The 23,868-nt window shown below is 48.7% G+C and carries 20 protein-coding genes and 1 tRNA gene; 5 read left to right on the top strand and 16 right to left on the bottom strand.

From position 1 onward, the window contains the following. Positions 1-24: 24 nt before the first annotated feature. On the top strand, positions 25-2,226 hold the full coding sequence (locus BHV73_RS00850) for a sodium-translocating pyrophosphatase (protein WP_009120288.1): 2,202 nt from the start codon (positions 25-27) through the stop codon (positions 2,224-2,226). 172 nt (positions 2,227-2,398) lie between these two features. Here the strand turns inward: BHV73_RS00850 and BHV73_RS00845 are convergent, their stop codons facing one another. Both BHV73_RS00845 and BHV73_RS00840 read right to left on the bottom strand, forming a co-directional pair. Further along, a complete protein-coding gene (locus tag BHV73_RS00845) occupies positions 2,399-3,004 on the bottom strand; it encodes a LysO family transporter (RefSeq protein ID WP_009120289.1) in 606 nt (201 codons plus the stop codon). Further along, entirely contained in the window at positions 3,001-3,279 is a 279-nt protein-coding gene (locus BHV73_RS00840; protein ID WP_009120290.1) for a LysO family transporter, read from the bottom strand. Before BHV73_RS00840 ends, BHV73_RS00845 begins: the two co-directional genes overlap by 4 nt. A gap of 110 nt (positions 3,280-3,389) precedes the next feature. Here BHV73_RS00840 and rnhB point away from each other — a divergent pair, with 110 nt between their 5' ends. Further along, positions 3,390-3,989 carry a ribonuclease HII gene (gene rnhB / locus BHV73_RS00835; RefSeq protein ID WP_195621461.1) on the top strand — a complete coding sequence of 200 codons (600 nt, stop codon included), beginning with the start codon at positions 3,390-3,392 and terminating at the stop codon, positions 3,987-3,989. On the opposite strand, the gene BHV73_RS00830 is transcribed toward rnhB, so the two are convergent. Then, on the bottom strand, positions 3,986-4,912 hold the full coding sequence (locus BHV73_RS00830) for a magnesium transporter CorA family protein (RefSeq protein ID WP_039950135.1): 927 nt from the start codon (positions 4,910-4,912) through the stop codon (positions 3,986-3,988). The two genes, rnhB and BHV73_RS00830, sit on opposite strands and share 4 nt — an antisense overlap. A gap of 502 nt (positions 4,913-5,414) precedes the next feature. Here BHV73_RS00830 and gpmI point away from each other — a divergent pair. Both gpmI and BHV73_RS00820 read left to right on the top strand, forming a co-directional pair. After that, a complete protein-coding gene (gene gpmI, locus BHV73_RS00825) occupies positions 5,415-6,929 on the top strand; it encodes a 2,3-bisphosphoglycerate-independent phosphoglycerate mutase (protein WP_195621462.1) in 1,515 nt (504 codons plus the stop codon). An 83-nt stretch (positions 6,930-7,012) separates the two neighbouring features. Beyond that, a complete protein-coding gene (locus BHV73_RS00820; RefSeq protein WP_087426113.1) occupies positions 7,013-7,594 on the top strand; it encodes a DUF3109 family protein in 582 nt (193 codons plus the stop codon). Between the two features lie 167 nt (positions 7,595-7,761). Here BHV73_RS00820 and gyrB read toward each other — a convergent pair whose 3' ends face one another. From gyrB to BHV73_RS00805, 3 genes are all read right to left on the bottom strand, one after another. Next, positions 7,762-9,723 carry a DNA topoisomerase (ATP-hydrolyzing) subunit B gene (gyrB, locus tag BHV73_RS00815; RefSeq protein ID WP_009120297.1) on the bottom strand — a complete coding sequence of 654 codons (1,962 nt, stop codon included), beginning with the start codon at positions 9,721-9,723 and terminating at the stop codon, positions 7,762-7,764. Positions 9,724-9,929: 206 nt separating this feature from the next. Next, a complete protein-coding gene (gene rpsT, locus BHV73_RS00810) occupies positions 9,930-10,184 on the bottom strand; it encodes a 30S ribosomal protein S20 (RefSeq protein ID WP_005656082.1) in 255 nt (84 codons plus the stop codon). A gap of 39 nt (positions 10,185-10,223) precedes the next feature. Beyond that, positions 10,224-10,295 (bottom strand) — tRNA-Glu (locus BHV73_RS00805). Positions 10,296-10,579: 284 nt separating this feature from the next. Here BHV73_RS00805 and recO point away from each other — a divergent pair. Next, positions 10,580-11,308, top strand: coding sequence for a DNA repair protein RecO (recO, locus tag BHV73_RS00800; RefSeq protein ID WP_009120299.1), 729 nt, complete (start codon positions 10,580-10,582; stop codon positions 11,306-11,308). A gap of 339 nt (positions 11,309-11,647) precedes the next feature. Here the strand turns inward: recO and BHV73_RS00795 are convergent, their stop codons facing one another. From BHV73_RS00795 to BHV73_RS00750, 10 genes are all read right to left on the bottom strand, one after another. Next, positions 11,648-12,097 carry a GatB/YqeY domain-containing protein gene (locus BHV73_RS00795; RefSeq protein WP_009120300.1) on the bottom strand — a complete coding sequence of 150 codons (450 nt, stop codon included), beginning with the start codon at positions 12,095-12,097 and terminating at the stop codon, positions 11,648-11,650. A 67-nt stretch (positions 12,098-12,164) separates the two neighbouring features. Beyond that, complete coding sequence (gene ftsZ, locus BHV73_RS00790; protein WP_009120301.1) at positions 12,165-13,478, bottom strand: cell division protein FtsZ; 1,314 nt, start codon at positions 13,476-13,478, stop codon at positions 12,165-12,167. Between the two features lie 17 nt (positions 13,479-13,495). Beyond that, positions 13,496-14,908: a cell division protein FtsA gene (ftsA, locus tag BHV73_RS00785; RefSeq protein ID WP_009120302.1), complete on the bottom strand. Its 1,413-nt coding sequence runs from the start codon at positions 14,906-14,908 to the stop codon at positions 13,496-13,498. 54 nt (positions 14,909-14,962) lie between these two features. Continuing rightward, positions 14,963-15,700 (bottom strand): cell division protein FtsQ/DivIB, encoded by a 738-nt coding sequence (locus BHV73_RS00780; protein ID WP_281695838.1) that lies wholly within the window; start codon positions 15,698-15,700, stop codon positions 14,963-14,965. 23 nt (positions 15,701-15,723) lie between these two features. Further along, positions 15,724-17,115: a UDP-N-acetylmuramate--L-alanine ligase gene (murC, locus tag BHV73_RS00775; RefSeq protein WP_286735949.1), complete on the bottom strand. Its 1,392-nt coding sequence runs from the start codon at positions 17,113-17,115 to the stop codon at positions 15,724-15,726. 7 nt (positions 17,116-17,122) lie between these two features. After that, the gene (gene murG / locus BHV73_RS00770) at positions 17,123-18,271 is read right to left on the bottom strand and encodes an undecaprenyldiphospho-muramoylpentapeptide beta-N-acetylglucosaminyltransferase (protein ID WP_118046442.1); all 1,149 of its coding nucleotides are present in this window, start codon (positions 18,269-18,271) and stop codon (positions 17,123-17,125) included. 38 nt (positions 18,272-18,309) lie between these two features. Continuing rightward, positions 18,310-19,593 carry an FtsW/RodA/SpoVE family cell cycle protein gene (locus BHV73_RS00765; RefSeq protein ID WP_278423840.1) on the bottom strand — a complete coding sequence of 428 codons (1,284 nt, stop codon included), beginning with the start codon at positions 19,591-19,593 and terminating at the stop codon, positions 18,310-18,312. Continuing rightward, positions 19,594-20,928, bottom strand: a complete 1,335-nt coding sequence (gene murD / locus BHV73_RS00760) for a UDP-N-acetylmuramoyl-L-alanine--D-glutamate ligase (RefSeq protein ID WP_009120308.1) — start codon at positions 20,926-20,928, stop codon at positions 19,594-19,596. It abuts the gene before it with no gap. A 107-nt stretch (positions 20,929-21,035) separates the two neighbouring features. Next, a complete protein-coding gene (gene mraY / locus BHV73_RS00755) occupies positions 21,036-22,304 on the bottom strand; it encodes a phospho-N-acetylmuramoyl-pentapeptide-transferase (RefSeq protein WP_009120309.1) in 1,269 nt (422 codons plus the stop codon). A gap of 93 nt (positions 22,305-22,397) precedes the next feature. Continuing rightward, a complete protein-coding gene (locus tag BHV73_RS00750; protein ID WP_009120310.1) occupies positions 22,398-23,846 on the bottom strand; it encodes a UDP-N-acetylmuramoyl-L-alanyl-D-glutamate--2,6-diaminopimelate ligase in 1,449 nt (482 codons plus the stop codon). Positions 23,847-23,868: the final 22 nt, after the last annotated feature.

Below are 23,868 nucleotides of genomic sequence, written 5' to 3'. Positions count from 1 at the left end.
CAACCTTTTAATACGATTTATGCTATGGACCAATTGCTTTTCTGGCTGGTTCCAGCCGCTTCCGTTCTGGCACTTTGCTTTGCCTGGTATTTCCACCGTCAGATGATGAAAGAGAGTGAGGGAACTCCTCAAATGGTTAAGATTGCCGCTGCCGTGCGCAAAGGCGCCATGTCCTATCTCCGTCAGCAATATAAGATTGTGGGCTGGGTGTTTCTGGGGCTGGTGATTCTCTTCTCGATTATGGCTTACGGCTTCGGAGTGCAGAACTCGTGGGTTCCGATAGCTTTCCTTACAGGCGGATTCTTCTCCGGCCTTTCCGGATTTCTCGGAATGAAGACGGCTACGTATGCTTCGGCGCGTACGGCGAATGCCGCGCGCAACTCGTTGAACGCGGGCTTGCGTGTCGCTTTCCGCAGCGGTGCGGTAATGGGACTGGTTGTAGTGGGGCTCGGCCTGCTCGACATTTCTTTCTGGTATCTGCTGCTCAATGCAGTTATCCCGGTGGATGTGATGACACCCACCCATAAACTTTGCATCATCACCACCACGATGCTGACGTTCGGTATGGGAGCTTCCACACAAGCCCTGTTTGCACGCGTGGGCGGCGGTATCTATACGAAAGCCGCCGACGTAGGAGCCGACCTCGTGGGTAAAGTGGAAGCCGGTATCCCCGAAGACGACCCGCGCAATCCCGCAACCATCGCCGATAACGTAGGCGATAATGTAGGCGATGTGGCCGGTATGGGCGCCGACCTTTACGAGAGCTATTGCGGTTCCATCCTTGCTACGGCCGCCCTTGGCGCCGCCGCTTTTATCCATTCGGGAGATACGCTGATGCAGTTCAAAGCCGTTATCGCTCCGATGCTGATTGCGGCCGTAGGTATCATTCTCTCTATTATAGGTATCTTCGCTGTACGTACCAACGAGAACGCCAAGATGAAAGACTTGCTGAATTCCCTCGCTTTCGGTACGAACTTGAGTTCGGTACTGATAGTCGTTGCTACTTTCCTTATTCTTTGGTTGCTGAAGCTGGATAACTGGATGTGGATTTCCTGTTCGGTAGTGGTAGGTCTGGTGGTAGGCATCGTTATCGGGCGTTCTACGGAATATTATACTTCCCAATCCTATCGTCCCACCCAGAAGCTGAGTGAGAGCGGCAAGACGGGGCCGGCCACGGTCATTATCTCCGGTATCGGTTTGGGTATGCTCTCTACCGCTATTCCGGTAATTGCCGTAGTGGTGGGCATCATTGCCTCGTATCTTTTTGCTTCCGGATTCGACTTTGCCAATGTAGGCTTGGGACTTTACGGCATCGGTATCGCTGCCGTAGGTATGCTTTCCACTTTGGGCATTACGTTGGCTACGGACGCTTACGGGCCTATTGCCGACAATGCCGGCGGTAATGCGGAGATGTCCGGTCTGGGTGAGGAAGTGCGCAAGCGTACCGATGCGCTCGACTCTTTGGGGAATACGACAGCCGCCACGGGCAAAGGTTTCGCTATCGGTTCGGCCGCGTTGACGGGGCTTGCCCTGCTTGCATCCTACATCGAGGAAATCCGTATCGGGCTGACCCGTCTGGGCACCACTGACATCTTTGTGGGCGGTGAAGCGGTGTCCGTGCAGGACGCTACTTTCTTCGACTTCATGCACCATTACGATGTTACGCTGATGAATCCTAAAGTCCTCTCGGGTATGTTCCTCGGCAGTATGATGGCTTTCCTGTTCTGTGGATTGACGATGAATGCCGTAGGTCGTGCGGCCGCCCACATGGTAGATGAGGTGCGCCGTCAGTTCCGTGATATAAAAGGGATTCTGACCGGTGAGGCGGAGCCCGACTATGAACGCTGTGTAGCCATCTCCACGAAAGGCGCGCAGCGCGAAATGGTAGTTCCCTCACTCATCGCAATTGTCGCTCCTATCATGACCGGACTTATCTTCGGTGTTCCCGGTGTGTTGGGACTGCTTATCGGCGGTCTTAGCAGCGGATTCGTACTTGCCATCTTTATGGCGAATGCCGGTGGCGCATGGGATAATGCCAAGAAGTATGTAGAAGAGGGCAATTTCGGCGGCAAAGGCAGTGAAGTGCATAAAGCCACGGTTGTAGGCGATACGGTAGGCGACCCCTTTAAAGACACTTCCGGTCCGAGCCTTAACATCCTTATCAAGCTGATGAGCATGGTAGCCATCGTTATGGCGGGGCTGACCGTGGCTTGGAGCTTGTTCTAAGCATACGCGATTCGTCTCGTAAGACGAAACTATTCATCCCGTGGGACGGATTTATTCATCTCACGGGATGATTTTTTTTGTCCCGTAAGACGAATACAGTTATCTCATGGGATGAATCTGTTGTAACGATGCCGTATTCTCACCTCAATGCAAGACTTCTATCTGCCATCACCTATATCGAACAGAACAAGGTGACCAGAAACGGCACGCTGAAGTCCACCACAAACCCGTGGAAGATGGAAACGACGACAAACTGCTGTCCGGCAGTACGGGTGATTATCGGCAGTGTGGTATCCATTGTCGTAGCGCCGCCGGCAGAGATAGGAGCCAGATTGCCGAACCAGCGCACCAGTAGCGGAGCTGCCAGCAAAGTCAGTATCTCGCGGCTGATATTGGCCAGCAGGGCGATAGTACCGAGTTCGGCTCCCTTGTATTCGGTGATGAAGATGCTGGAGAGCGAATAATATCCGAATCCTGAGCCTACCGCCAGACAGTCGGTTACGGAACGGTGGGTAAGGATAAGACTGACCGCCGCGGAACCTGCCAATGTACCCAGTATCGTCATGACAGGCAGAAAGACCAGTCGCGGATTAAGCGAACGGAAGTTCTTTAATGTCTGCGGGTCGTTGCCCACACTCAGTCCTACGCTGAACATCAATGCGCAAAGAGCATAGAAGCTGATTTCGCTGTCCATGACTACATCAACGGGTATCAGGTGGAAAACTCCGCAAAGCGTACCCAAAACGAAGAAACCGATTATAATAAGACTGCCTTTCATGCCGTTCTTCCTTTCTTCTTATATAAAGCTTTCCACAATGCCCAGGCAGCGACGACACTTCCCAAAGTACCGCCTAAGGTTAGTATGACAGCCTCGATTCCTATGGTATGCAGCCCTTTGATAATCTGCTCGTTTCCGCCTACCTCGATGCCGAGAATGAAAAGCAGCGCCCAGATTAACACTGTGATAACCGTATGAATCCTGTGTAAATTCCTTTTTCGTAAGAGATAGCCCAGCAGCATCCCGGTGAGCATCAGTCCGATAATTGTAAACATATCCGTTGTCGTTTTATTTGCCGGCAAAGATAAGCATATTATTTATTCTCTTTAAAAGTCCGGTTTACTTATGAAAAGATTTATCTTTGTATGCTCTAACGTAGTGATATATGCTGTTACCTTATTTGAACAAAGAACTGATAGAAGCCGGTTGCGATGAGGCCGGACGCGGCTGTCTTGCCGGCGCCGTATATGCCGCCGCCGTTATTCTGCCCAAAGACTTCGAGAACGATTTGCTGAACGACTCCAAGCAACTTACCGAGAAGCAACGCTACGCTTTGCGAGAGGTCATCGAGAAAGAAGCGCTGGCATGGGCGGTAGGTGTTGTCTCCCCCAAGGAGATTGACAAGATAAATATCCTGAACGCTTCCTTCCTTGCCATGCATCGCGCTGTTGACCGGTTGCAGTTGCGCCCGCAGCATTTGCTTATCGACGGTAACCGCTTCAGGAAATACGGGGATATTCCGCATACCACCGTTGTGAAAGGCGACGGTAAGTATCTTTCCATCGCGGCGGCATCCATTCTGGCCAAGACGTATCGTGATGATTATATGAACCGGCTGCACGAAGAGTTCCCTTACTACGATTGGAATCATAATAAGGGATATCCCACAAAGAAGCACCGTGCGGCTATCGCCGAACGGGGAACCACTCCTTATCATCGCATGACTTTTAATCTGCTGGGTGACGGACAGCTGGAACTGTTTTAGAACCACTTAATCTTTCTGAACCATATAAAGGTTACGGCCGACAATATTGCGGACAGCAGAATGATGAATATGAACGCATGCGGAAAACTTTCCAGATGTATATCCACATTCATGCCGTAGAAGCTGGCTATCAATGTGGGTATCATCAGTGTGATGGATAGGCTCGTCATGCGTTTCATGATGGCGTTCACGTTATTGGATATGATGGAGGCGAAGGCGTCCATCGTTCCCGTAAGGATGTCACTGTAAATGTTCACCGTGTTGTACGCCTGTTTCAGCTCTATCACGACGTCCTCCAGCAGTTCCAGGTCGAGGTAGTCGGTATCTTGGAAGATATTCTTCAACCGTCCTATCATAACTTCGTTTCCTCGGATGGAAGTGTTGAAGTATACGAGCGTCTTTTGCAGCTTCATCAACTGAAGAAGGTCTTCGTTACGGATACTCTTTTCCAGTTCCTTTTCGGCGGTGGCTACATCGTTATTGATTTGCTTCAGGTATTTCAGGAACCATACGGCAGAGGAGTATATGATTCGTAAAATCAGCGTCAGCTTATTGTTGACGACGATACCTTTGCGGCGGGTATGCTGTATGAAGTCCGGTATCAGTTCGGTGTGATGATAGCACACGGAAACGATGATGTCGTTGTTTGTGATGATACCGATGGGCACTGTGATAAACGGGATGCCGTGCTGGCTGCTCTGCATGGGAATACGCAGGATAGTCAGCAGCCAGTTGCCTTCCGTCTCCGTACGCGGGCGCTCGTCCGTATCGGCTATATCTTCAAGGAATGATTCGGGTACTTTCAGTTCTTGGGTAAGGAATTGGAAATCGCTGTCGTCCGGGCATTCCACGTTTACCCAGCAGTTAGGTTTCCATTCGGCCTTTTCTACGAAGCCGTTTTCGCTGTAGAGATACTTTCTCATTGTTTTGCCTCCTTTCTTTAGTCCGAACAGAGGCATTGCGACCAACGTCTCCGTTCGCTTTAATTGTAAACACTATTGCACGTTCGTGGGTTTGAATCGTCCATAATTTCAGTTGATTTTATTTAAAAGCTCTGCAAAAGTATGAAAATCAGGCCTGACTTTCTGCGTTTGTACGGCTTTTTTAGGATTTCTTGTTATTTACGGGGAGAGGCTCTTTGCGCAAATGTTATTTTTACTTTTTGAAGTGGCATAGTTTGGCCGCTATTTTGTACCTTTGCAACCGGAAAAAGGGAGCTGTGCCAAAGCCATAAGACGCTTACAGTTTCTTGTTTCAGGTACGGATTACACGGATTTCACGGGTTTCTCATTCAGTCTATATATAGCGTAGCCTTTAATCTGCGGAATCCGTGTAATCCGTACCTGAAAGAAATCGGCAAAAATGTTTTATGCGCCCTTTTCCTTCCGTAAAAAAGAGATTTGTACAATTAAAACAATACTAATTATGAGCAAGAAAGCCCTTTTAATGATTCTTGATGGCTGGGGTATCGGCGATCAAGGTAAAGATGATGTGATTTTCAATACGCCTACTCCCTACTGGGATAGCTTGTTGGCGGCTTATCCGCATTCTGAGTTGCAGGCAAGCGGTGAGAATGTCGGTCTGCCCGACGGACAGATGGGTAACTCGGAAGTAGGTCACCTCAATATCGGCGCAGGACGTATCGTATATCAGGACTTGGTAAAGATTAACCGTGCTTGTGCCGACGGCAGCATCCTGAAGAACAAGGAAATCGTTTCCGCTTTCTCTTACGCCAAGGAACGTGGCAAGAACATCCACTTTATGGGATTGACCAGCAACGGCGGTGTGCATAGTTCTTTCGACCACCTGTTCAAACTCTGCGATATTTCAAAGGAATACGGTATCGAGAATACATTTATCCATTGCTTCATGGACGGTCGCGATACCGACCCGAAGAGCGGTAAGGGCTTCATCGAACAGTTGACGGCGCATTGCGAAAAGTCGGCCGGTAAGATTGCTTCCATCGTAGGCCGTTTCTACGCCATGGACCGTGACAAGCGTTGGGAACGTGTGAAAGTGGCTTACGACCTGCTTGTAAACGGTGAGGGAAAGGTTGCGTCGGATATGGTTCAGGCCATGCAGGAGTCTTACGACGAAGGTGTAACCGATGAATTCATCAAGCCGATTGTAAATGCCGGCTGCGACGGTACTATCAAGGAAGGTGACGTGGTTATCTTCTTCAACTATCGTAACGACCGTGCCAAGGAATTGACTGTCGTCCTAACTCAGCAGGATATGCCGGAACAGGGCATGCACACTATTCCCGGCTTGCAGTACTACTGTATGACTCCGTACGATGCTTCTTTCAAGGGTGTACATATCCTTTTCGATAAGGAAAACGTGCAGAATACATTGGGTGAATATTTGGCTGCCAACGGTAAAACTCAGCTCCATATCGCCGAAACGGAGAAGTATGCTCACGTAACATTCTTCTTCAACGGCGGTCGCGAAACTCCGTACGATGCGGAAGAACGTATTCTTGTTCCGTCTCCGAAGGTTGCTACGTATGACCTGAAACCGGAGATGAGCGCTTACGAAGTAAAGGATAAATTGGTTGAGGCTATCAATACCAAGAAGTTCGATTTCATCGTAGTGAATTATGCGAACGGCGATATGGTAGGCCACACCGGTATCTACGAAGCTATTGAGAAGGCGGTAAAAGCCATCGACGACTGTGTGAAAGATACGGTGGAAGCTGCCAAGGCCAACGATTACGAGGTAATCGTCATCGCCGACCACGGTAACGCCGACCATGCCCTGAACGAGGACGGTACGCCGAATACGGCTCACTCTTTGAATCCCGTTCCGTTTGTTTATGTAACGGCAAACAAGGATGCTAAGGTGGAAAACGGTGTGTTGGCGGATGTTGCTCCTTCTATCCTGCATATTCTGGGTATGAAGCAACCGGCTGAGATGACGGGTAAGGACTTGATAAAGTAAGTATTATTAGCATATTGAAAGGCGTGGATTATTAGTAATCCACGCCTTTTTCGTATTTTTGCACGCTTAAAAAAGAAGATGTTATGTTACAGATAGATGATGTTGTCGTTTCTTTTGATGTACTGCGTGAGAAGTTCCTTTGCAATCTGGATGCTTGCAAAGGAGAATGTTGCATTGAGGGAGATGCCGGTGCTCCGGTGGAATTTGAGGAGATAGAGAAGCTGGAAGAGGTACTGCCTGTGATATGGGATGAGCTTTCTCCGGAAGCACGCGCTGTGATAGATGCGCAGGGTGTGGTGTACACGGATGAAGAGGGCGATCTGGTAACCTCTATCGTTAATAATAAGGATTGTGTATTTACTTGCTATGACGAGAAAGGCTGTTGTTATTGTGCCATAGAGAAAGCGTACCGAGAAGGTAAGACAGACTTTTATAAACCTGTTTCCTGTCATCTTTACCCTATCCGTATAGGCGATTACGGGCCTTATAAAGCGGTGAACTATCATCGTTGGGATGTTTGTAAGGCCGCTGTCTTATTGGGGCAGAAAGAGGATGTCCCGGTGTATAAGTTCTTAAAGGAACCTTTGATACGTAAATTCGGTGAAGATTGGTATGCCGAGCTGGAATTGGCGGCGGAAGAGATGAAGAAACAAGGAATGATATAAGAAAAGCTCCGGTCAACAGGTATTTCCTGTCCGTCCGGAGCTTCTTCGTTGTAAGATGTGAGGTTGGTAAATAAAAAATTGAGAATTGAGAATTAAGAATTGAAAAATGAATGATGGTGACATACTATCATTTTTTAATTCTTAATTCTCAATTTTTAATTCCCTAATTATGCATCGATATTTGCATACGTTGCATTCTTTTCAATGAAATCGCGGCGCGGGCCTACATCTTCACCCATCAGCATGGAGAACGTGTAGTCGGCCTCGGCGGCATTTTCAAGATGCACTTGTTTCAGCATACGGTTTTCCGGATTCATGGTTGTTTCCCACAACTGTTCCGGGTTCATTTCACCCAAACCTTTGTAGCGTTGGGTGTGAACGGCATTCTCCGAACCGCCGCCGTAAGTATCGATAAACTTCTGGCGTTGTTGGTCTGTCCAGCAATACTCTTTTACCTTACCCTTGGTACAAAGATAGAGCGGGGGAGTGGCGATGTACAGATAACCTTGCTGTATCACCTGCGGGAAATAGCGGAAGAAGAGCGTCATAATCAGCGTGTCGATGTGAGAGCCATCGACGTCGGCATCGGTCATGATGATAACTTTCTTATAACGCAACTTGTCTATGTTGGCTTCCTTACTGTCTTCGCTGTCTACACCGAAGCGGATACCCAAAGCCTGAATGATATTGTTTACTTCATCGCTTTCGAATGCCTTGTGCCACATGGCTTTCTCTACGTTAAGAATCTTACCGCGCAACGGCAGGATAGCCTGGAAAGCACGGTTACGTCCTTGTTTTGCAGAACCACCGGCAGAGTCACCCTCGACGAGGAACAGTTCGCATTCTTCCGGGTCCTTGCTGGAGCAGTCGGCCAGTTTGCCCGGCATACCGCCACCCGACATCGGCGACTTGCGTTGTACGGACTCACGTGCCTTGCGTGCTGCCACACGTGCCTGTGCCGCCAATATCACCTTGTCTACAATCATTTTGGACTCTTTGGGATGCTCTTCCAGGTAATAGGAGAGCGCTTCGCCTACAGCCTGGTCTACGGCTCCCATAACCTCGTTGTTGCCGAGCTTCGTTTTGGTCTGTCCTTCAAACTGCGGTTCGGCCACCTTGATGGAGATAACCGCGGTCAGACCTTCGCGGAAGTCGTCACCGGAAATCTCTACCTTTGCCTTCTCCAGCATCTTGTTGTCCTCGGCGTATTTCTTCAAAGTACGGGTCAGCGCACGGCGGAAACCTGCCAAGTGAGTACCACCTTCAATGGTATTGATATTGTTTACATAAGAGTGGATATTCTCATTGTAGGAAGTGTTGTACATGATGGCCACTTCTACCGGCGTACCTTGTTTTTCGGTATTGATGTAGATAACATCGTTCACCAGATGTTCGCGGGAAGAATCTATATAGCGTACAAACTCCTTCAAACCTTCTACGGAATAGAAAATTTCTTGCTTGTAGCTTCCGTCTTCCTCTTTTACGCGGAGGTCGGTCAGCGTAATTTTGATACCGGCGTTCAGATAAGCCAGCTCACGCATACGGGTTGCCAGGATATCGTAATTGTACACGGTTTCGGTAAAGATTGTATCATCCGGCCAGAACTGTTGGCGTGTACCTGTGATATCGGTAGTGCCTACTTCCTTTACCGAGTATAGCGGATGGCCGCATTCGTATTCTTGCTGGTAGATTTTTCCGTTGCGGAAAACCTGGGTAGTCATGTGCGTAGACAGTGCGTTCACACAAGATACGCCGACACCGTGCAGACCGCCGGAAACCTTATAAGAGCCCTTGTCGAATTTACCACCGGCGTGCAACACGGTCATAACAACTTCGAGAGCTGATTTCTGTTCTTTTTCGTGAAAGTCTACCGGAATACCACGTCCGTTATCTTGTACGGTGATGGAGTTGTCCTCGTTGATGGTAACCTCGATGTGGTCGCAATAACCGGCGAGCGCTTCGTCGATGGAGTTGTCTACAACTTCGTAAACCAAGTGATGGAGTCCCTTGATACTAATGTCGCCGATATACATGGCAGGACGCTTACGTACGGCCTCTAAACCTTCCAAAACCTGGATGTTACTGGCCGAGTAATTACTTTCGCCGTTTATCTTTTCTTCTTCAGTCATAATCTAATTTCTCTTATTGTAATAACAAAGCAAAAATAGTGAAAATCCTTGATATATCATGCCAACGCCTTGATAAATTTGGGCTGTTTACAGCTTTTTAGCACCGTGAGAATTTGTTTCGGAACTATTGTCCGGGGATGATGCGAATGCAGAAAAGGCCGGACTAAAAAGTCCGGCCTCTCATATCTTTTGTGTAACTTATCAGCTTAACCGAGTTTGTTGATGTAAACCGCCAACTTTGACTTCAAGTTGTTAGCTTTGTTCTTGTGGATTACGTTAGTCTTAGCCAACTTATCCAACATCTTTGTGATACCAGGATACATAGCTGTTGCTTCAGCTTTATCTGTAGTAGCACGAAGCTTACGAACAGCGTTTCTCATGGTTTTACCATAGTATCTGTTGTGAAGTCTTCTTGTCTCTTCTTGTCTGATTCTTTTCAGTGATGATTTGTGATTTGCCATCTCGACTAATCTTTTTTAATTCGTTTATTCTTTTAATTGTAGCCCGTGGGGGAATCGAACCCCCCTTTCAAGAATGAAAATCTTGCGTCCTAACCGATAGACGAACGGGCCATCCTTGGTGAGCGTTTCCGCTCTTGCATCCGACTTTCCTTTCGTTTGCGGTTGCAAAGGTAGAAACTATTTTTGAATTGGCAAACATTTCCGATAAAAATTTTGCGGTATTTCTTCTGAGTTTCTTTTTAAATACGGTTTTATCCTCTGATAATCAGAGATGTATTGGTGTTTCAATTTTTCTGTCTTTGCTTCGTTTTTTTTATTCTCCTTCTTTAAATTCCGTAGTTTCGCGCTTTTTTTGTAGCTTTGTTAGCCGGATTGAAACTTGATAAAGGACGGAAATGTTACAGAAAACGCAAGGAATCGTATTACATTCTTTGAAGTATAAGGATACTTCTATTATTGTAGACATCTATACCGAGGTGTCCGGACGGGCTTCTTTCCTGGTTCCGGTGTCTCGTTCGCGTAAGGCTGCGGTGAAGTCGGTACTGTTCCAGCCTCTGTCTTTGGTGGAGTTGGAGGCGGACTTCCGGCCGAATACCACTATATATAAGGTGAAAGAGGCCAAGTCTCTTTATCCTTTTACTTCGATTCCTTACGATCCTTATAAGTCTGCCATCGCTCTGTTTTTGTCTGAGTTCTTATATCGTGCGTTGCGCGAGGAAGCGGAAAACCGTCCTTTATTCGCTTATTTGCAGCATTCCATTGTCTGGCTGGATGAATGCGGCAGCGGTTTTGCCAACTTTCATCTGGTCTTTTTGATGCGGCTGTCGCGCTTCCTCGGGTTGTATCCGAATCTGGAAGATTACCACAGCGGTGACTATTTCGATTTGCAGAACGCTTGCTTTACTCCGTTACGCCCGCAGTTGCATTCCGATTACATAGGGCAGGAAGAGGCGTCACGCCTGACGGGGCTGATGCGCATGAATTATGAAACCATGCATCTCTTTGCCATGAGCCGCACGGAACGTGCCCGTTGTTTGGCGATAATGAATGAATATTACCGTTTGCATCTGCCTGATTTTCCCGTACTCAAGTCTTTGGAAGTCCTGAAAGAGTTGTTTGATTAAGTTTCGCCCCGGGGATAATCCCGTTTCACTGTATCCGGTTTTGGGTTTCAAAGGGGGAAACAAAGGGTTTCAACCGTTGAAACAGTTTGTTTCGCGGTATGGAACAGTTTGTTTCACTACGCAGAACATTTCGTTTCCGCCTATTGAAACTTTTTGTTTTTATAGGCTAAAACATTTTGTTTTTATGCGTTTGAACACTTTGTGCCGTGGTATATGAGAATTTGTGACCAGGACGGGTGATGAATAATGCAGCAATAAAAAGCCGTACCCCAAGCTATCCTCTCCAAAAAGGGAGACGCTTGAGGTACGGCTCTATGCGTAGCGGGATTGGGAAAATCCTTATCCCAGCAATTCTTTTACTTTGGCTGAAATGGCACGTCCTTCGGCAAGTCCGGCAAGTTTCTTGCTGGCCACACCCATTACCTTACCCATATCTTTGCCGCCGGTAGCGCCTACTTCGGCGATGATTGCCTTCAGAGCGGCTTCCAATTCTTCGGGAGACATTTGTTTGGGCAGATATGCTTCCATTACCTTTACTTGCGCCAATTCTGCGTCGGCAAGGTCCTGACGTCCCTGTTGCACATAAATCTCGGCGGCATCTTTGCCCTGCTTTGTCAGTTTCTGAATGATTTTCAGGGCGTCGGCGTCGGTCAGGGTATCATTGGCTCCCGGAGCGGTCTTTGCTTCAAGGAATACTTTCTTTACGTTTCTCAGTGTTTCCAGGGCTACTTTGTCTTTAGCCTTCATTGCGTTTTTAATGTCTTCGCTGACTCTTTCAAATAAATCCATCTTATTCTTTACTGTTTTACTGTTTACAATTTGTTGTTTACGGCTGAAGTTTAGAACGGCAGGCGGTTTAGAAGGTGATTACGCTGTTGCCGCCGTTCTCCGCTTCCTGCGCTTCTTCGGTGGCGAGTATTCCGGCTTCTTCCGCCTTGACTTTGATTGCGGCCAGGGTGCTCTTGTCGCGCAGGTAAGTGGGGGAGTTCTCCACCATACTGATGATGTCGGCATTGTCCAGGTCTTCGGGGTTGAAGATATAGATATGCCGGCGGCGCAGGCGCTGATACTTGGTATTGGCGTCCTTTCCGTAGTATGTTTCGCGGCGTGAGCGTCTTTGCTCTTCCTCTTCTTCCAGTTCGGCGAGGCGTTTCTGCTCTTCTGCGGTACGCTGGGTGATGCGGTCGTCCATTTCCTTCATGTGAATGTCCTGGATGCCGAAGCCGGTGGCAAGCAAGGTAATCTTGACGCTTTGTTCCAGCTTGTCGTCGATAGCCATACCGAATTTGGTTTCGAAGTCGCGGCTGAAACGGTTCATGAACTCTTTTACCTCATCCATTTCGCTCATCATCAGTTTGTGCTGGGAGCTGTAAGAGATATTGAGCAATACCTTCTTGGAGTTGAAGATGTCGTTGTTGTTCAGCAGCGGAGAGTGCTGGGCGTTCTGGATAGCCATGCTTACGCGGTTGTCTCCTTCGCCGTATCCTGTACTCATGATGGCTACGCCGCCGTCTTTCAGTACGGTTTTCACATCGTTGAAGTCGAGGTTGACCTTGCCGTGCAGGGTGATGATTTCGGCAATACTCTTGGCGGCAACCGAAAGGGTGTCGTCGGCTTTGTCGAAAGCGTCGTCTACGGAGAGTTCGCTATATATTTCGCTCAGTTTCTCGTTGTTGATAACCAGCAGGGCATCCACATGCTTACTGATTTCTTCCACGCCGTCCAGTGCTTGGTCTATCTTCTTGTCGCCCTCCCAACGGAACGGGATGGTGACGATACCGATAGTCAGGATGTCCATTTCTTTGGCGGTCTGTGCAATGATGGGCGCTGCACCCGTACCTGTACCACCACCCATTCCGGCGGTGATGAAGACCATTTTCGTGCCGTCGTTCAGCATGGCCTTGATGTCTTCGATACTTTCTTCGGCTGCCTTACGGGCACGGGCGGGACGGTTTCCGGCTCCCAGACCTTCTTTGCCGAGTTGCAACTTCACAGGAACGGGAGAGTCTTTCAACGCCTGGTTGTCTGTGTTGCACAGCACGAACGTTACATCATGTATGCCTTCCCGGTACATGTGGTTTACGGCATTACCGCCACCGCCACCCACACCGATAACTTTGATGATTTTCGGTGAATCGGTCGGAAAATCGAATTGTGCTATATCATCCATGATTATAGAGTTTTTAATTATTTCATATCGTCGTCTGAGAAAATCTCGTTGGAGAGCTTATTGAAGGTCTTTTCAAACCAGCTGGGACCTTTCTTCTTCTCTTTTTCTTTCTTTTCCCGTTCTTTACGCTCCTTCTCTCTGCGCTCCTTTTCCTCTTTCTCGCGTTGAGCTTTGGCGGCACGGGCTGCGGCTTCCTGTTCCTTCAGGGCTTCGTCGTTGCCGAACATGTCAACGGGTTTGGGTGTGGGATTACCGGCCGGTTGCGCAGGTTTTACCTCTTGCAGGCAGCAGTTCTCATTGCCTGCGGCAAGAAGGCCGAGCAACGTGTTCTGCATGCCGTCTTTGGCCAGCACGTCACTGAAACCGTGAATGGTGTTATGCACGAAGCGCATCGTCTTTATTTTCTCTATCTTGCTTTGCTTGCGGAACGCTTCTTCAATATTCTTCAGGTTGGCGCCGCCGCCGGTGAATACCACTCCGGAGAACAGTTTGTCTTCATAACCGGAGAGCTGTAACTGGTTCCATACGTTGGCAAGGATTTCTTCGGCACGGGCTTCGATGATGTTGTTCAGCGTAGTCAGTTCGATGGCGCGTCCGTCGTCCGTCGTACATACGGCGGGAGTTTCGCTCTCCTCCTCTTCTTCGTAAAGGGCGTTGCCGTATTGCAGCTTCAGCTTTTCGGCATCCTGCTCTTCCATTTGCAGCGAGGTGATGTCACGGGTGATGGTGTTTCCGCCCAATGGCAATACACTCAAGTAGCGGAGAATATTGTTCTTGTAGACTGAAATGGTAGTCGTATCGGCGCCGAAGTCCACCAATGCACAGCCCGAACGCATCTCGTTTTCCGTTAAAACGGCGTTTGCCAAGGCTATCGGAGCGATGAGAAGGTCGGCTATCTCTACCTTTGCCTGCTCGAAGCTGTGTTCCAGATTCTTCTTGAGTGAGGCGCGGGCTACGATGTTGAGGAATTGTCCTGTGATGTGTTGTCCCGCCACTCCTACCGGGTCGGCTTGAAGGTTGTTGTCTATCTTATACTCTTGAGGGGCTACATCCAGTACGCTCATGTCTGCCAACGGCACTTCAAGGTTCTCGTCACAGATGGAGTCTACCAGCTCTTGCGAGATGATGCCCTCTTCTTCCAGTGTACGACTCACCGCATTCTTTACTGTGCGCAATGACTGTCCGCCGATGCCTACGTATACTTTGGCAATGGAGTTGTTAAGCTGGCTTTCCAGCTTGTTGGTGATGGAAGTCAATGCCTGCGCTGTCTTATCGATATTGTAGATGACACCCTTGTGAATGAACGAGGATGCATCTTCACGTGCGTAAGCCAACACCTGAATGCTTCCGTCACTGTTCTTCTTTCCTGCGATACCGGAAATCTTGGAAGAACTCAACTCAATAGCGGCGATGAAATCTGTTGTTGCCATAACTATCTTATTTACTATTTTACTATTTACTGTCTATTGTTTGCTGCGCGGAAACTATTCTCTTTTCGTGCAGATAATCTGGTTACCGAACTCAACACTGATACGGGAATATTTGTTCCAGCCTACCTTGTTTAAGCCTTTCTCGTAGAATGTCTTTACCCGTTTCAGTTTCCGTTCGAAGTCGTCAAGTTTGCCGAGGTAGATGATGTGGTCGCCTACACGCGGTACTAACTCTATGTTCCTGCCGGGTAATACATGAATCTGCTCGATTTGTGCGTCCCAGAACGAATTCTTTTGCAAAAATACACCAAACTTATATAAATCCCTCATGGCAAACGACTTTTCTACGTTTCCGGTCACAATGGCGAGGTGGGCGACGCACTTTGCATCGGGCGGCATCACGGTGCCTTTGTTGTCCAGATAGTAGTTTTCGCCGTTGGCGCTCATTATCCGCAGGATAGGGATGCGCTGGGTTACTTCGATACAGAGTTTGCCGCTTGGCGTCTTGTAACATTCCACTTCGTCGATGAGCGGATGTTTGGAGAGTACCTGCTCTAAAGTCTTGGTGCGTATACGGTCTAAGTTCTTGCCTATGGGGCTGATGCCTTTCTTCTCCAGCATGGCGGCCACTTCCTTTTTCGTGATGAAACCGGCGTATACCGTATCCTTGATGACCAACTCTACATCGCGGCACACCCGACCCGCCGGCTTTCGGTTGAAAGCGGTAATGGCTACCACCAGATAGGCGAGGATAAGCAGCAGGACGATAGAAAGTAAAATCCGTTTAATCATAGGCTTATTTACTGTTTGACGATTTACGATTCACTGTTTGCCCGCTGTTCGAGCAACTGGGTTATGGAAGGCACATAGTTATCCAGGTCACCGGCGCCCAACACTATCAGCACTTCGATAGGTTTCTTTGCAAGCAGGGCCGGAATATCTTCTTTCTTGCAAATACACTTTTCGATACCCGGACGCAGGTTGTCATAAATGAGCCGGCTGCTGACACCGGGAATGGGTTGTTCGCGGGCAGGGTAGATTTCCGTCAGAATCACCTCGTCCAATAGGGAAAGACTGTCTGCAAAGTCCTTGTAGAAGTCTTTGGTACGGGTATAGAGGTGCGGTTGGAAGATGGCGGTTATCTTCTTGTCCTTGTAAAGCTCGCGGATGGACTTTACGCTTTGCGCGATTTCGGCAGGATGATGAGCGTAGTCGCTGAGGAATACGAGCTTGTCCGTCTTAATCTTGAAGTCGAAGCGGCGGTCTACTCCGCGGAAACTTGCCATTCCTTGTTTGATTTCCTCGTCGGTAACTCCGTTCAGGTGGGCGAGCGCCATGGCGGCTACGCCGTTTTCTATATTGATGCCGATGGGTACGCCAAGCCGGATGTCGTTGATACGGGTGTCCGGAGCAACGAAGTCTATGAAGATTTCACCATTGCCGATGCGGATATTCTCTGCATGGAAGTCTCCTTCGTCGCGGGAGTAGGTATATATCTTTACTCCCGGTTGCACGTCCGGTTGCAGGGCAAGGCCTTTACGGAGAATCAATGCGCCTCCCGGTTGGATAAGGGTGGTGTAGTGACGGAAACTTTCAAGATAGGCTTCGCATGTACCGTATATATCCAAATGGTCGGGGTCTGTGGCGGTGATGACGCTCATATAAGGAGAGAGCCGGTGAAAGGAACGGTCGAATTCGTCCGCTTCAATCACAGTATACGGGCTGGTCTGCGACAGGAGCAGGTTTGTTCCGTAGTTTTTGGAAATGCCGCCGAGGAAAGCGGTACAGCCTATATGCGACTGGTGAAACAAGTGTGCGGCCATTGTACTCGTGGTAGTCTTTCCATGAGTGCCGGCAACGCAAAGTCCCTTGCTGCTGCGGGTGATGGTGCCCAGCACTTGGGAGCGTTTGTGTATCTCAAAACCGTTTTCATGAAAGTACGCCAGCTCGGCATGCTCTTGGGGGATGGCAGGGGTGTACACAACCAATGTGTTTCCTTTGTCCTTGCAATTCTCCGGAATAAGGGTGACGTCTTCCTCGTAATGTATCTGTGCGCCTTCTGCAATCAGGTGCTCGGTCAGCGCGCTCGGCGTGCGGTCATACCCTGCTACGAATTTGCCTTTGGAAAGAAAATAGCGTATCAGCGCGCTCATGCCAATGCCGCCGGCGCCGACGAAATAAACGGATTTTATGGTCTCTATATTCATGTACTTGTCATTTAATAAGTTTCAGCACCTCTTTGGCAATGATTGTTGCCGAGTCGGGTAATGCCAGTTTGGCGATGTTGTTGCTCAATTCTTTCAGCTTATCACTGTCTTTTACGGTTGCCAATGCCACGGGCAGAAGTTTCTCCTGGGCTTCCACGTCCTTCACATAGATAGCGGCGTCTTTATCGACGAGCGCCAGCGCATTCTTGGTCTGGTGGTCTTCCGCCACATTGGGCGACGGAACAAGGATTACAGGCTTGTGCAGCAGGCAGAATTCTGAAATGGAACCTGCACCGGCACGGGAGATTACCAAGTCGGCCGCCGCATAGGCATTCGCCATGTCTTTGATGAAATCTGTTACATACAGATTGGGAATGGCGTTGATATGCGGATGGTGTACGGCTTCACCGACTGCTGTGGTGATGGCGTCTCTTACCTGGTCGATGTATATTTTACCGGTTTGCCAGATGAACTGTATATCGGGATTCTGCCGGATGATGTCAAGACCCGCGGTTAAAGTCCGGTTAATGGTTCGCGCACCGAGGCTGCCGCCCAATATCAGGATAGTCTTTTTGGACGGGTCTAAACTGAAATAGCGTACGGCTTCTTCGCGCGAAACGGAATGTCCGAACAGATTCTGACGAACAGGATTGCCGGTCATGATGATTTTCTCTGCGGGGAAGAACTTCTCCATGCCTTCGTAGGCAACGCATATTTTACAGGCTTTCTTGGCAAGCAGCTTGTTGGTGACGCCTGCATACGAGTTTTGCTCCTGTATCAGAGTCGGTACTCCCATCATTCCCGCCGTTTTCAGGGTCGGGCCGCTGGCATAGCCGCCTACGCCTACCGCCACCTGCGGACGGAATTGCTTGATGATTCTGCGCGCTTTCCATTGGCTGCGCGCCAGTTTCATCAATACGGCAAAGTTCTTCCACAAGTGTTTGCGGTCGAAACCCGCTACGGGCAGACCGATAATCTTGTAACCGGCATCGGGTACACGCTGCATCTCCATACGCCCTTCTGCGCCTACAAACAGGATTTCCGCATCGGGACGCAACTCCTTAATCGCGTTGGCGATGGATACAGCCGGGAAAATGTGTCCGCCTGTGCCGCCACCGCTGATAATAATGCGCGGCTTGCTATTCTTTGTTTCCATATCTGAGTTCATCTATTTGCTACTACTGATAATTAATCTTATTCAAATTCTGCATCGCTGTTCAGCATTTTGGCTGTCGGCTCTGCGGCGCTTTGCGCCTCGCTGTAAGTACTCTCGTCTCCGCTGCCGGTTTCTACCTGCATGGTGATTTGCGCATCATGTTCCCTCTGTTCTTCCAGTTTGGCTGTATATCGGCTGACGCTCAATATCATACCGATATAGGCGCAGTTTATCAACGTAGAAGTACCGCCCTTACTGATAAGCGGTAGCGGTTGTCCGGTAACGGGAGCCAACCCCACGGCTACCATCATGTTGAAGACGGCCTGTGACACCAGTAACAGGGCTATGCCGATGATGAGAAAGGCGGGGAAGGTACGGTCGCATTTCTTGGCGATACGCCCTACACGTATCAACAGGCAGATGTAGAGGAATACAACTACGACTCCTCCTACCAGTCCGAGCTCCTCGATGATAATGGCAAAGATGAAGTCGGAGAATGCCTGGCTCAGGAAGTCCCGCTGTACGGAATTACCCGGACCTTTGCCTACAACATTGCTGGTGGCAACGGCGATGCGTGCGTGGGCTATCTGCGCGTCTTTGTCTATGTCGAACTTGGCGGCGGGTACTTCCTTGTCACTCGTGAATTTCTCGATACGGGCACGCCACGTATCAAACCGGTGCAGGAAAGGTATATCGCTGTTCTTTGTCATCAGTAGGAAAGCTACGGCGATAACACCCACCGATGCCAAACCGCCAATCAGTATCAACAGTTTTTTAGCGGAGACACGTCCTATGAACATCATCAAAAAGACTACTCCGAACAGCAGTGCGGCTGTGGACAGGTTCTCCGGAGCAATGAGCAGGCAGATAATCCCGGTTATTATCATAATCCGTTTGAACGCCTTCGGATTGGCGCCGTCCTCGTCCTGCCCTTTGGACAGGATGAAAGCCGTGACGATGATAACCGCCATTTTTGCAATCTCCGAGGGCTGGAACTGTATACCCATGAATGTCATCCAGCGCGCCGCGCCATTGATACGTTCCATCATCATGACCAGCACCAGCAGTATCGCGGAAGCCGGTAACAGGAAGACGGGAAATACCTGGAACCATTTATAGGGAATGTTGTGCATAAGTACCACAATCACAGCGCCCACCATTAGGATAATGCTGTGCTGAGTGATAGGCCCCCAGTGGTCGCCACTTTTGTAGGTAAGCGTACTGGCCGCACTGAACACCTCTGTGATGGAGATGAGGCAAAGGAAGAGGAAGATAATCCAGATTACTTTGTCTCCCTTGAATATGCTTTTTAATAAATCCATTTATAACTCTCTTACGTATTTCTTAAATTGGTCGCCTCTGTCCTCGTAGCTCTTGAAGAGGTCGAATGAGGCGCAACAGGGACTCAATAATACCGTTTCGCCTTTCTGCGCCAGTTTGAAAGCTGCGTCTACCGCATCTTTCATACCGGTTTGCACATCGGCAACGGGTAGCCCGAAACGGTCGAAGAACTCATGCAGCTTTTCATTGTGCAGCCCCAAATAAACCAAGGCCGAGCATTTGGTGCGTACCAGGTCTTCTATTTCGGTATAGTCATTGCCTTTGTCTTTGCCGCCAAGAATCAGTACGGTCTTGGTTGTCATGCTTTGTAAAGCATACCAGCAAGAATTGACATTGGTCGCTTTGGAGTCGTTGATGAACTGGATGCCGCGTACGGTCGCCACCTTTTCCAGACGGTGTTCCACACCCTTGAAGTCGGATAGGGCTTTGCGTATATCTTCTTTCCTGATGCCTGCAAGATTGGCGGAGATACCGGCCGCCAATGAGTTATAGAGATTATGGGTTCCGTGCAGGGCAAGTTCCTCTTGTTCCATATTGAAAGCGATAGGTTCGTTGATTTCCACTTCGCCGTCTTCCACATAAGCGATGGCTCCGTCCTCTTTCACGGCGGCAAAAGGATAGAGATGCGCTTTCAGACCGTGCTTCTCCAATTCCCTGCGGATGATAGGGTCGTCGTTCCAGTAGATGAAAGCGTCTTCCGGCGTCTGGTTTTGCGTGATGCGGAATTTGGCGTCTACGTATTTCTGCATACAATGATCGTATCGGTCCAGATGGTCGGGAGTGATATTCATCAGTACGGCGATATTGGCACGGAACTTATACATATTATCCAGTTGGAAGGAGCTGAGCTCGATAACATAATAATCGTGCTTTTCCATTGCTACTTGCAAGGCGAGGCTGTTGCCGATGTTTCCGGCCAGTCCCACGTTCAGTCCCGCACTCTTGAAAATGTGGTAAATGAGCGAAGTAGTGGTAGTCTTACCGTTAGAACCTGTAATACAAATCATTTTAGCGTTTGTATAACGTCCGGCAAATTCTATCTCGGAGATGATAGAGATACCTTTCTCTTTCAATTTCAGAATCAGCGGCGCGTCATTGGGGATACCGGGGCTTTTTACCACCTCATCGGCATTGAGTATCAGCTCTTCGGTATGCTGTCCTTCCTCCCAAGCAATGTCATACCTGTCCAGCAGTTCCTTGTATTTGTCTTTAATGGCGGACATATCGGATACGAATGTATCGAAACCCTTAACTTTGGCGAGTACGGCAGCTCCCGCGCCGCTTTCGCCTGCTCCTAAAACTACAATTCTACTCATACTTTATTATAATTAAGAATGAAGAATGATGAATGAAGAATTGCCATGCAGCGTAATAGTGCGCAACCAGATTCTTCATTCTTCATTCATAATTCTTCATTTAATTGTTATCTTATCTTTAACGTTATAATTGTTATCGCTGCCAATACGATGGTTACGATCCAGAAACGGACGGTAATCTTTGATTCATGGAACAATTGCGTCGGTTGGGTAAATACCACTTTGCAACCGGGCTCTATCAGGTTCATGCCGGTGCGGAAGTGGTCGTGTATCGGCGTTCGTTTAAAGAGACGCTGCTTGACGCCTTTCCGTTTGCCGGCTTTGTAATATACCCGTTGCAGAATTACCGACAGGTTCTCTACGAGGAATATACCGCAGAGAATCGGTATTAATAGTTCTTTGTGAATAATGATAGCGTATACGGCAATGATGCCGCCGATGGTCAGGCTGCCTGTATCGCCCATGAATACTTGTGCCGGGTAAGCGTTGTACCAGAGGAAGCCTATCATGGCGCCGATGAAGGCGCAGATGAAGATTACCAGTTCTTCCGAGCCCGGGATATACATGATGTTCAGATAGCCGGCATATTCGATGTGGCTGGATACGTATGCCAGTATACCCAAAGTCAGACCGATGATGGCGGAGTTGCCCGCTGCCATGCCGTCCATGCCGTCATTCAGATTAGCGCCGTTGGAAACGGCGGTCACTACGAAGATTGTAATGAATACGAACAATATCCATCCGGCCGTTTGGGCGTGCTCTCCCATAAAAGATACGAGGTCGGCATAGTCCAGGTTATTGCTTTTAAAGAAAGGAATGGTCGTCTGCGTAGCTTTGATTTCTTTAGCGGCATGTACTACCTCTATACCTTGTCCCGGCTTTTCCACTTCGATGTTTTCACGAATAACGACCTGCGGGCTGAGATACAGCGTCAGTCCTACGATGAGCCCCAAGCCTACCTGGCCGATGATTTTGAATTTACCGTGCAGACCTTCCTTGTCTTTCTTGAATATCTTGATATAGTCGTCGGCGAATCCCAGCGAGCCTAACCAGACTGTTGTGATAAGCATTAGAATCATATAGATATTGTTCAGCTTACCCAGCAACAGACAGGGAATCAAAATGGCAAAGATTATGATTACTCCACCCATGCTCGGCACACCCACCTTGTTTACGCCGAACGGGTCGATGTCGGCATCCCGTTGTGTCTCGGTGATTTGCTTGCGTTTTAACAGATTAATGAACCTGTCACCCCAGATACTCGAAATGAGCAATGCCAGGATGATAGCCATTAACGCCCTGAAAGATGTATAACCGAACATACCCGCACCGGGGAAGTCGTATTTATCTAACCATTGGAATAAGTAGTATAACATGTCTTTTCTAATTATGAGTTATAAATTATGAATCGGGATGCATACGGGGAATATCGTACGATACGCTGCATTGAAATTCATAATTCACACTGCTCAATTCATAATTTCTTTAAGTACTTCTTTATCATCGAAATGATGCTTCACACCTTTTATCTCCTGATAGTTTTCGTGTCCTTTGCCGGCAACGAGGATAACGTCTCCCGGTTGCGCCAGCAAACAGGCGGTCTTTATGGCGTATTTCCTATCGGTGATACTGATTGTCTTCTCCAAATCGTCTTTGTCCAAGCCTGCCAGCATGTCATTGATGATGTCTTGCGGCTCTTCGAAGCGGGGATTGTCGGAAGTGATGATAACACGGTCGCTCAGACGGGCGGACTCCTTGGCCATGATAGGACGTTTCCCTTTGTCGCGGTTGCCACCTGCGCCAACTACGGTTATCACTTTTCCCCTGCCTGCCAATACGTCGTGGATGGCATTCAGTACATTCACCAGAGCGTCCGGAGTGTGGGCGTAATCTACAATGGCGGTGATGCCCTTCGGGGAGCGGATAGAATCAAATCGGCCTGTTACAGGATGTAAAGTGCTGAGGGCAACAAGCACATCTTCTTCTTTCTTGCCTAATAACACGGCTGCGCCGAATACGGCGAGAAGGTTGGAAGCATTGAACTTGCCGATAAAACGTACGGCCAGCTCGTGATTGTTGAAATCGAGCAGCATGCCTTCAAAATGAGACTCCAGTACTTTCCCTTTAAAGTCGCTGAGGCTTCTCAATGAATAAGTATATACGCGCGAGCGTGTGTTCTGAGTCATGACCAATCCGTTCTTATCATCCAGATTGGTCAGGCTGAACGCGCTCTTTGGCATATCATCGAAGAATTTCTTCTTTGCTTTAAGGTAGTTTTCAACAGTCTTGTGATAGTCCAGGTGGTCGCGCGTAAGGTTGGTGAAGATGCCGCCGGCAAACTTCAGACCGCTGATGCGCTGCTGCGCGATAGAGTGGGAGCTGACTTCCATGAATGCGTATTTGCATCCGGAGTCTGCCATCTCACCCAACAGGCGGTTAAGGGTAACCGGGTCGGGAGTGGTGTGCTCGGTTGGAACGGGCTGGTCATCGATGTAGTTGCATACGGTGGAAATCAGTCCGACTTTATACCCGAAATAACGGAATGTATTATATAATAAGGTGGCAATGGTTGTTTTGCCGTTAGTGCCGGTTACGCCTACCAACTCCATTTTGGAAGTGGGGTCGCCGTAGAAGGTGGTGGCAACCTTACCTACCGCATTTTCGCTGTCTTTTACCTGGATATATGTAATATCGGGGTTGGGTTCTTCCGGCATGTCTTCGCACAGTACGGCTATAGCGCCTTGCTCAATGGCTGTCGGAATATATGCGTGCCCGTCGGTCTGCGTGCCGCGCATTGCCATGAACAAATGTCCGGCCGCAACTAAACGGGAGTCGATGTTTACTCCTGTTATATCTTTTTCCGTACTGCCGATAACTTGTACCGGTTGTATCGCTTTTAATAGTTCGGTTAATTTCATACCTTATTATATATATGTATAT

This window comes from Bacteroides sp. 44_46 (genome assembly GCF_001915465.1).
GTDB lineage: Bacteria > Bacteroidota > Bacteroidia > Bacteroidales > Bacteroidaceae > Bacteroides > Bacteroides clarus.
The sequence above is the reverse complement of the archived record's forward strand: the minus strand, read 5'-3'. Positions and strand labels throughout refer to the sequence as shown.

What these genes read in the sequence shown, in the direction of transcription:
- BHV73_RS00850 (WP_009120288.1), top strand. Translation starts at nt 25, where the DNA reads ATGGACCAATTGCTTTTCTGGCTGGTTCCAGCCGCTTCCGTTCTGGCA.
- BHV73_RS00845 (WP_009120289.1), bottom strand. Translation starts at nt 3,004, where the DNA reads ATGAAAGGCAGTCTTATTATAATCGGTTTCTTCGTTTTGGGTACGCTT.
- BHV73_RS00840 (WP_009120290.1), bottom strand. Translation starts at nt 3,279, where the DNA reads ATGTTTACAATTATCGGACTGATGCTCACCGGGATGCTGCTGGGCTAT.
- rnhB (WP_195621461.1), top strand. Translation starts at nt 3,390, where the DNA reads ATGCTGTTACCTTATTTGAACAAAGAACTGATAGAAGCCGGTTGCGAT.
- BHV73_RS00830 (WP_039950135.1), bottom strand. Translation starts at nt 4,912, where the DNA reads ATGAGAAAGTATCTCTACAGCGAAAACGGCTTCGTAGAAAAGGCCGAA.
- gpmI (WP_195621462.1), top strand. Translation starts at nt 5,415, where the DNA reads ATGAGCAAGAAAGCCCTTTTAATGATTCTTGATGGCTGGGGTATCGGC.
- BHV73_RS00820 (WP_087426113.1), top strand. Translation starts at nt 7,013, where the DNA reads ATGTTACAGATAGATGATGTTGTCGTTTCTTTTGATGTACTGCGTGAG.
- gyrB (WP_009120297.1), bottom strand. Translation starts at nt 9,723, where the DNA reads ATGACTGAAGAAGAAAAGATAAACGGCGAAAGTAATTACTCGGCCAGT.
- rpsT (WP_005656082.1), bottom strand. Translation starts at nt 10,184, where the DNA reads ATGGCAAATCACAAATCATCACTGAAAAGAATCAGACAAGAAGAGACA.
- recO (WP_009120299.1), top strand. Translation starts at nt 10,580, where the DNA reads ATGTTACAGAAAACGCAAGGAATCGTATTACATTCTTTGAAGTATAAG.
- BHV73_RS00795 (WP_009120300.1), bottom strand. Translation starts at nt 12,097, where the DNA reads ATGGATTTATTTGAAAGAGTCAGCGAAGACATTAAAAACGCAATGAAG.
- ftsZ (WP_009120301.1), bottom strand. Translation starts at nt 13,478, where the DNA reads ATGGATGATATAGCACAATTCGATTTTCCGACCGATTCACCGAAAATC.
- ftsA (WP_009120302.1), bottom strand. Translation starts at nt 14,908, where the DNA reads ATGGCAACAACAGATTTCATCGCCGCTATTGAGTTGAGTTCTTCCAAG.
- BHV73_RS00780 (WP_281695838.1), bottom strand. Translation starts at nt 15,700, where the DNA reads ATGATTAAACGGATTTTACTTTCTATCGTCCTGCTGCTTATCCTCGCC.
- murC (WP_286735949.1), bottom strand. Translation starts at nt 17,115, where the DNA reads ATGAATATAGAGACCATAAAATCCGTTTATTTCGTCGGCGCCGGCGGC.
- murG (WP_118046442.1), bottom strand. Translation starts at nt 18,271, where the DNA reads ATGGAAACAAAGAATAGCAAGCCGCGCATTATTATCAGCGGTGGCGGC.
- BHV73_RS00765 (WP_278423840.1), bottom strand. Translation starts at nt 19,593, where the DNA reads ATGGATTTATTAAAAAGCATATTCAAGGGAGACAAAGTAATCTGGATT.
- murD (WP_009120308.1), bottom strand. Translation starts at nt 20,928, where the DNA reads ATGAGTAGAATTGTAGTTTTAGGAGCAGGCGAAAGCGGCGCGGGAGCT.
- mraY (WP_009120309.1), bottom strand. Translation starts at nt 22,304, where the DNA reads ATGTTATACTACTTATTCCAATGGTTAGATAAATACGACTTCCCCGGT.
- BHV73_RS00750 (WP_009120310.1), bottom strand. Translation starts at nt 23,846, where the DNA reads ATGAAATTAACCGAACTATTAAAAGCGATACAACCGGTACAAGTTATC.